1 protein-coding gene is annotated in these 558 nt (G+C 62.4%); it reads left to right on the top strand.

What is annotated here, in order from left to right:
• On the top strand, positions 1–558 hold a 558-nt coding region (locus tag AC1DVR_RS24015; RefSeq protein ID WP_478003127.1), incomplete at both ends, for a hypothetical protein.

The following is a 558-nucleotide window of genomic DNA, read 5'->3' as shown; positions in this document are numbered from 1 at the left end:
GCCGGGGGCTGATGCGGCCGCCATTGACGCAGCCATTCGCAAAGCTGCTCCGATCAGGGCGCTGGAACAGGTCTTTTACGCCTTAACCGACGCGTTTCAGGCCACTGCTGGCGGCACCGTGCAGACCACCGGGCCGGGCAAAGTGATGGGCTTTGGACCGGAATACCTGGTCAATTTCCCGAAAGAAGTCCGCCTGTTGTCCGGCTCCCTCGACGGGGTGCTGATCGCACAGCAGACCGCGTCGAACCTGCATGTCGGGCCAGGCGACCCTGTCAGCATCACGCGGATAGGTCTTGATCCCGTGGTGGTGACTGTCGCAGGCGTGGTCGATATGCCCGATGCGGACGCATTCTTTCAGGGGGTAGGGCTGCCATCCCAAGCCGCACCACAAGCCCCGCCGGACAATGTGATCCTTTTGCCCGCAGCCGATTGGCACAGGATTTTTGACGCCCAAACCGCTCTGCGCCCTGACACAACCCGCCTGCAATTCCATGTCCATCTGGACCACGCGGGTCTTTCTACCCAGCCGACCACGGCCTATGCCCAAGTCACTGGCGA

This window comes from Rhodobacter sp. P2_H5, assembly GCF_056403335.1.
This window is presented reverse-complemented; position numbering and strand designations above follow the sequence as displayed.